Consider the following 6,869-nt stretch of genomic DNA (forward strand, 5'->3'; position numbering starts at 1 on the left):
TCGGGGCGCAGCCCTGAACCAGTCACGTAGCGCTAGCGGAGTGTATACTGGCTTAAAATGTAACATCGCAGAAACACCGGGCATAGCTGCCACATAAAGCAGGTGAAAAATGCAGGAGCCCGCGTAGGCAGAAAATGCACTGCAGGAGAAATGCCGCTTCCTCGCTCACTGACTCGCTACGCTCGGTCGTTCGGCTGCGGCGAGCGGGGCAAGCATGCCAAGGGATGGAAGCTACGTTATCCACAGATTCAGGGGATAAGCGGAAACAGAACATGTGCGTAAAAATCCGGACACGGGAAAAGGCCCCGGCGTTGCCGGTTTTCCATAGGCTCCGCCCCCCTGACAAGCATCACAGAATCGGACACTCAAATCAGTGGTGGCGAAACCCGACAGGACTATAAAGATACCAGGCGTTTCCCCCTGATGGCTCCCTCTTGCGCTCTCCTGTTCCTGTCCTGCGGCATCCGTGTTGTGGTGGAAGCTTTACCTAAATCACCACGTCCCGTTCCGTGTAGACAGTTCGCTCCAAGCTGGGCTGTGTGCAAGAACCCCCCGTTCAGCCCGACTGCTGCGCCTTATCCGGTAACTATCGTCTTGAGTCCAACCCGGAAAGACACGACAAAACGCCACTGGCAGCAGCCATTGGTAAGGGGTGTACAAGATATTAACTGAATGAGAGTTCTTGAAGTCGCAGCCCAACTGAGGCTACACTGAAAGGACAAAATTTGGTTTCAGCGGTCTTGTACACCCTGTTACCACGGTTCAGAAACTTGCCGGTTTCTGCTCCTTCGAAAAAACCACCTTGCCGGGTGGTTTTTTCGTTTACAGAGCAAGAGATTACGACGATATTTAAAGGATCTCAAGAAGATCCTTTATGGATTGCTACCAGTGCCACTACCGAGTGTGGCGCCCGTTACCGTTGATGACGGGGAAACAGCCCCACCACCGGTATCCCGGACATTGTTGATTTGACACGCTGCTAGAATCATAGAAACAACCATCACGCCTAAAAAAAGTATTTTTTTCATATCCAATCCTTTTCTATTTATTATTTTAAGGATTGAAACTCTCCGCCAGGAGAGCTTCTGACATGCATCATTCAATGCCGTATTTTTTTTGTGTCACAAACACCGGTTCTTTCCAGTTTGGTCCCTTACGGGCATGACCTTTATCATCTTCAACAAAAAAACCATCATCTAAAAGTTTTTTATATGTTTGATAGAGCAAACCTTTTTCTATAACTTCGAATTTATAACGAACAAACATATTATCAATAATTGGATAGGATTTCTTTGGCACCAAGTATGATAAAACATCACTTAAACTTTCATTCTCAATCATGTTTTTAAAATCAATCATTTTAAGTCTCCCATTTCTTGTTCTTCATAAGCCTTTATAGCTTCAGGAGTATATAAAGAATCATTTTTCTCGTTAATTTTATAATCCTCAAGCGTTGCAGTATGTGCATCATTCCAAACGCTTTTATCTTCAACACCATCGGGAACACCTAGCGCTCGATAGCGCTCCAGCTCACGCATTTCATGGGTATAAAAACGCTTATCCGTATCAGTTACCTGCAACTGACCACTTAGGATTTTCTCCAGACGGTCAATCATCACCTGATTTGCATCGGACGGTTCAAAACGCCCCGTATGCAGCTTCACTTTATCAATCCCGGCCTGGTCAATAACAGCACCATGCCAGTCAAGCTCCTGAACCGGGCCGCCGGCTTTGTCCGGGTTATACGGACGACCACTGTATTTCCCTTTATCTGTCGCTTCACCGTAAGGACTGTTCTGCATCACATACAGTGGCTGCAACCCGGACTCTGCCGGGAAAATCAGGATAAAGTCTCGGAAATCAACAGGACCCAGCACAGGCGTGGTTGTAGTTTTTACCCCCTGAGGCACTGTATCCTGATCGCCGGTATGCACAATGTGCTCCGGCAACGGAACGGGACCTCCAAGCCCCAGCGGAGCATCCATACCCGGAGCATCCGACGGGCTCACCAGAATGCTCTGCCCAGGAACACCAGCCATCGCCGGCAGAGCACAGCCCCAGTATCCCGTCGCCTGATCCAGAACAGCCCTGATAACCGGAACTACGCCAGCAACCGGAGTACGGACCAGCTGTGTATCCAGTGAGCCGTCTGCCCGAGAAATCACACGCCCACGAACAGGCATGCTGACTCCTGTTTTACCATCAGCCGCGAGGTTCAGGGTGGCTGTATCCGGAAGAGAAAGAGCATCACCAGGCATCAGATTGCTGATATCACGCCCGGGAACAATATCACTGCCCACACCCACATCATGGGAATACAGTAAGCCCGCAACGGTTACCGCCACTGGCCCAGCCATGCTGGCGGTCATAATGCCACGCAATTCAGCAAGTGCTGCAGAAATACGCGACCAGACCGCACCAGCCACATCCTCCCCTAGTGAAATCCCCCCCACAGATGCAACGGACCAGGACAGTGGCGACACTGATGCCGGCACCGATACCGGAATACCACGAACGGACTGCACATCTGTTGATTTCAGCCTGTTTGCAGCGGCCTCTCTGGCCTGACGGGCTTTTTCCTGCTCAGCAGCAATACGGACCATCTCAGCGGCTTTCTCTGCTTCATCCGCCAGACGTTTCTGCTCTGCCGCCGCTGCGGCGGCTGCTTCAGCCATCTGTCGTTGACGTTCTGCTTCTGCTGCTTTTTTCGCTGCCTCCTGAGCAGCATTCAGGGCTGCTGCTGCTGCCTGACGTCGGATCTCTGCATTGTTGTAGTTTTTTGAGGCCGCTAAGCTTTCCTGTTCTGCGGTACTGACTTCAGCAGATAGCTGGTTTGCCGTCTTTCGTTTATTAACCGCATCAGCCTGTGCATTGTTACGCTGAGTAACACTGATGCCAATTGAGATAAATGTGGTCCCGAGATAGCTATGATTTGCTGTTTCATGTATCTCTTTTTGCTCATATCCCAGCATCCCATTATGATCAATGAGATTTTTACCAGCACCCTTTTTATTAATGTCCTGGAGAAGGTTCTGGTATGCCGTTTCAGCCTGAACTGCCGCAACAGCTGCATTGGTTGCCGCTTGTCGCTTGCTTACGACTTTACTCAATGCATTGTCTGCGACAGATTTCAGGCTGGACGCCTCCTGCGTGGCGCCATTAAGGTTATTCTGAGCCAGAGCTACAGACTGAAACTGTCCTGCAGCAATAGCCGCATTTACTGCGGCCTGTCGCTGCTGTTCTGCTGCTGCAGCAGCGGTTGCCGTTTTCGCTGCAAAATCTTTTGCGGCGGTTTCTACCTGCTGTTTCTCCAGCGCCAGTCTGTTTGCAGCAGCTTGCTTATCTGCCTCTGAGGGACCTACCGGTACAAACTCTTTATATGTATGGTCATGCTCGGCCCCGGCTGTCGTTCTGGTCTGCCAGTACCCCATTTGACCATTGTAGAGGACCAGAGATCTGGAATTATCAACCCCTGAAGTATCCGAATGACCTCCGGTGTTTCCCCCTGTATCTACCGTATCTCGATGATTGGTGATTTCGATACGTACTTCACCATTTTGAAACACACCATGAGCTTCGATATCTGCTGCCATATTTTTCTCCTTTTTATTATTTTTTATGAGAAATCTGGTGTGCGGTTTATTGTCTGCCTGTAGATGCCGGGATGACTAACAAGCAAGCTGTTATAAGTACTCTGCCACACCAATTAACTGCACATATAAACATGTGTTTTTATACAGTTGTTTGATGCTACTCTCATAAAATACATGTCGTCAACATGGTTTTTTGATGATCTGCAGGCAGTGTTTACAGAACACAAAATGATCTGTACGAAAACCACCAGTGGTAGCTATCATAATTTTATGAGACACCAATGAGACAACCTCACTGTTATGGCATGGCACACTATCCAGGACACTCTGAAATTAACAGGGAAATCGCGGTCACAATTATACCGTGATATGGCGAAAGGCCTTGTCAGTTACCGGACAAGAAAGGATGACCGCCGGGAATTTGAAACCAGCGAACTTATCCGGGTCTATGGCGAACTCAACGTCAGTGAGACACAACCACGGCACAGGAAGGGACATTCAAAAAAAGGCGATATTCCGGCAGAAAATCCGCAGCTAGAGGGTATCCAGCAGAAGCTGGATACCCTGCAGCAGGCCGTAACGCTGATGCTTGAAGATAAAAACGCCCGCGAGATCGAACGTCGGAAACATGATGAAGAGCGTACACAACTGCAGACCGAAATCAACCGGCTGAACGAGGCTCTGGAACAGGAAAAAAAACGTAGCATCTGGACTAGGATGTTTCGCCGCAACACCTGAGTGATGAACACCATTAGCCGCCTATCAGATGCATATGGGATTTATAAACTATTTGGGAGCAAAGCAGCCCAGAAAGATGAGGATAAACTTGGATTTTAGAACCACGATATAACGGAAATACAGGTGAATTTACCATAACATCTGTTGTCCGAACCCCTCCGGACAGGTTCGCCGCGAATGCGGCGTCATCACGGTAAAACTGGCAGTCAACTCCCCGGCAAACCGCGTATTCCGCGCCTGATAAATTTCACCCGACTGCATAGCCATGCAGCCAGGTGAATAGGCAGGGATTTAATGACAGAAATGAGCCGAAGCCGACAAAATTACCACTATAGAAATCGTAGTGGATCGTTCATCGATGCAAGGCATCGCGCCTCGGCTTTCTCAACAACGTTGAGCTGAGTAGCAGTCATGTTTTTCTCATGACTATCCTGGCAAGCTTTCGCCATCTGGTAATCTGCTTCGTTGTTCTTTGCGTAGAAATCCAGAATACACTGGATGACACTTTCACTGACGATGACGCTAATCATAAGCACCTCATGGCTATGTTAAGTGGAGAACCATTCCCCTTTTCGAGCGTCCAGTCTGCCATCACGACGATCAGTGCTGTCATCCCAAAGTTGGTCCATCATAGCTTTTATGACGTTGAGAACGTTCCAGCTCCAGCGCCTTCTGGTGTCGCGCCGTGCGCTCTTGCTCCCGCTGCGCTTCGATGCCGTTCAGCCTTGCGACAACCGGCGCAGCTGCTCGCTCAAACTCTGCACTTGCCTGCTCAAATCCGACACGCGCTCGCTCAGCATCGCGTTCTCCCGTTGCATAAGACCACACATGCTCCGCCATTCCGCGAAGGCGCTCTCCCATTCGTCCAGCCTTTGCGAGTAGTCCTGCTGTAGCTGCTCTAATGCGCTCAGCAACTGCTTTTCCAGCTCTGTCATTCTGCTCTACTCCTGTACCAGCTTCACCGCGTTCCGCTTCCCGCTGTCCACTGTCCAGCCTGTTTCGGCTTTCACCCCCTTCGGCAGCACCAGGAACCGGCCGTTGCTGTCGCTCTGGTAGCTCACACCCCATGTTTTCGCGCTCATCTTCACCAGGGCGTCCTCCTGCTGGCGAAGGGTCGTGTAATTGTCGGTTATCTGCTGCCCCTGCCACCACAGAATGCTCCCGCTCGTGCCGATCAGCAGCGCTGAAACCATCAGGATGGTGAGCCATGTCCTCCCTGCCGTCAGCAGCACGCTCCGCCGGTTTTTCTCCATCGCCTCGCTCATACTCTGCTCGTGGGCGCTGATGGCGTCGCTGATTCTCCTCGCGCTTGCGCTCAGTTCCGCTCCGACAGACTGCTCGTGCTCGCTGAATGCGGCTTTCAGCATCTCGCCGGTACTCTGCTGCTGCGCTTTCAATTTCTCCTCGAAGTCCCTCGAGGCCGTAAAAAGATTGCTCATAGATGGCTCCCTTCAGTCGGATGTTTCGCCCCCCGTCCGGGTCGGCGATGCTGATACTGCTTTTCGTGGTGCGCACAACCTCAAAACCAGCACCTTCAAGAGTGTCGGTGACGTCCTGACGGGTTCTCAGTTCCCCGGTCGAAGCAAGGGCCAGCAGCCCGCGCGTGATGGATTCTGCCCCCTCCTGCTTCGTTTTCGGCAGCCCGGCCGGCGTGACCAGCGCACGCCGGTTTTCCGGTGCATTCGGGTCATGCAGACCCAGCCTGCCGTTCACGATGGTCTGCCAGGCATCGATGCGCGGACGGTCGGCGCGGTCGTAATACGGCTGGAGTCGTTTGCCGGTCAGCAGCTCGGTATTGGGGATCAGGAAATTCAGCTCCAGTCGTCCTTTGTCCGCGTGCTCCACCCACAGAATGCTGTACTGATCTTTATCAAGTCCGGGCATCAGAACCCGCTCGAAGCTGGCCATCAGTTTTTCCCGCTGGCCGGGAGGCAGATCTGCCTCCGCAAACGACAGTACGCCGGAGGTGTATTTCTTCACGTAAGGCGACGCGTCAATCAGCTCCCGGACTTCTTCCGGCTTCCCCTGCAGGACGGTGGCGCCTTCACGCTGCCGGTCTTTACCCAGCAGATAGTCCACCGGCCCAGCGCCACCGCCGCGACCGCGCGGATGAAATTTAACGATCATCGTCCGTTCCTTTCTCAAGAACGGCGTGCCGCAGCCGCTCAAGGCCGGCATCGATGGCCATCAGTGCCGCCACAATCTGCACCCGGTCATGGCCGTTACCGCCACCGGCGTTAACGCGGCGGGCTATCTGGTTCAGGTTGTTGCCCATGCCGGCAAGCTGGCGCAGCAGCGCCGGCGAGATCGAGGGAAGCTTTCCGGTACGCGCAGGCTTTTCGTCCAGGCAAGTCTGCCGCATCCACGCAGCCAACTGCCTGCCGCCGCAGCGCTCAAGCAGCCGCCTGTGCTCATCCTCAGTCACCCACATGGTGAGCATCTTGTTCCGTTTCTCTGACAAGCCGGCCTCCTGATAACGCCGGGACGGGCGGGAAAAGCTTTCCCGGTCGGCGCGGGGTTGGACAAGCCGCAGGCGCG

At 52.4% G+C, this 6,869-nt stretch carries 8 protein-coding genes; 2 read left to right on the forward strand and 6 right to left on the reverse strand.

Features of this window, described 5'->3' with window-relative positions:
* The first annotated feature begins 539 nt into the window (after positions 1–539).
* Positions 540–668 carry a replication initiation protein gene (locus V6940_RS22825; protein WP_442910839.1) on the forward strand — a complete coding sequence of 43 codons (129 nt, stop codon included), beginning with the start codon at positions 540–542 and terminating at the stop codon, positions 666–668.
* A gap of 204 nt (positions 669–872) precedes the next feature.
* On the opposite strand, the gene V6940_RS22555 is transcribed toward V6940_RS22825, so the two are convergent.
* From V6940_RS22555 to V6940_RS22565, 3 genes are all read right to left on the reverse strand, one after another.
* Positions 873–1,028, reverse strand: a complete 156-nt coding sequence (locus tag V6940_RS22555) for a colicin release lysis protein (protein WP_333497399.1) — start codon at positions 1,026–1,028, stop codon at positions 873–875.
* 67 nt (positions 1,029–1,095) lie between these two features.
* Positions 1,096–1,359, reverse strand: a complete 264-nt coding sequence (locus V6940_RS22560; RefSeq protein WP_333497400.1) for an immunity protein — start codon at positions 1,357–1,359, stop codon at positions 1,096–1,098.
* Positions 1,356–3,593, reverse strand: a complete 2,238-nt coding sequence (locus tag V6940_RS22565; protein WP_333497401.1) for an S-type pyocin domain-containing protein — start codon at positions 3,591–3,593, stop codon at positions 1,356–1,358. Before V6940_RS22565 ends, V6940_RS22560 begins: the two co-directional genes overlap by 4 nt.
* Positions 3,594–3,893: 300 nt before the next feature.
* Between V6940_RS22565 and V6940_RS22570 the strand changes: the two genes are divergently transcribed.
* Complete coding sequence (locus tag V6940_RS22570) at positions 3,894–4,331, forward strand: entry exclusion protein 1 (RefSeq protein ID WP_333497402.1); 438 nt, start codon at positions 3,894–3,896, stop codon at positions 4,329–4,331.
* 329 nt (positions 4,332–4,660) lie between these two features.
* Here V6940_RS22570 and V6940_RS22575 read toward each other — a convergent pair whose 3' ends face one another.
* From V6940_RS22575 to V6940_RS22595, 3 genes are all read right to left on the reverse strand, one after another.
* Positions 4,661–4,861 (reverse strand): hypothetical protein, encoded by a 201-nt coding sequence (locus V6940_RS22575; protein WP_333497403.1) that lies wholly within the window; start codon positions 4,859–4,861, stop codon positions 4,661–4,663.
* A gap of 79 nt (positions 4,862–4,940) precedes the next feature.
* The gene (mbeA, locus tag V6940_RS22830) at positions 4,941–6,458 is read right to left on the reverse strand and encodes a plasmid mobilization relaxase MbeA (protein ID WP_442910840.1); all 1,518 of its coding nucleotides are present in this window, start codon (positions 6,456–6,458) and stop codon (positions 4,941–4,943) included.
* Positions 6,448–6,771 (reverse strand): MobC family plasmid mobilization relaxosome protein, encoded by a 324-nt coding sequence (locus tag V6940_RS22595; protein ID WP_333497406.1) that lies wholly within the window; start codon positions 6,769–6,771, stop codon positions 6,448–6,450. Before V6940_RS22595 ends, mbeA begins: the two co-directional genes overlap by 11 nt.
* Positions 6,772–6,869 lie beyond the last annotated feature (98 nt).

The sequence above is a fragment of the Kluyvera sp. CHPC 1.251 genome (assembly GCF_036759945.1).
Taxonomy (GTDB): domain Bacteria; phylum Pseudomonadota; class Gammaproteobacteria; order Enterobacterales; family Enterobacteriaceae; genus Kluyvera; species Kluyvera sichuanensis.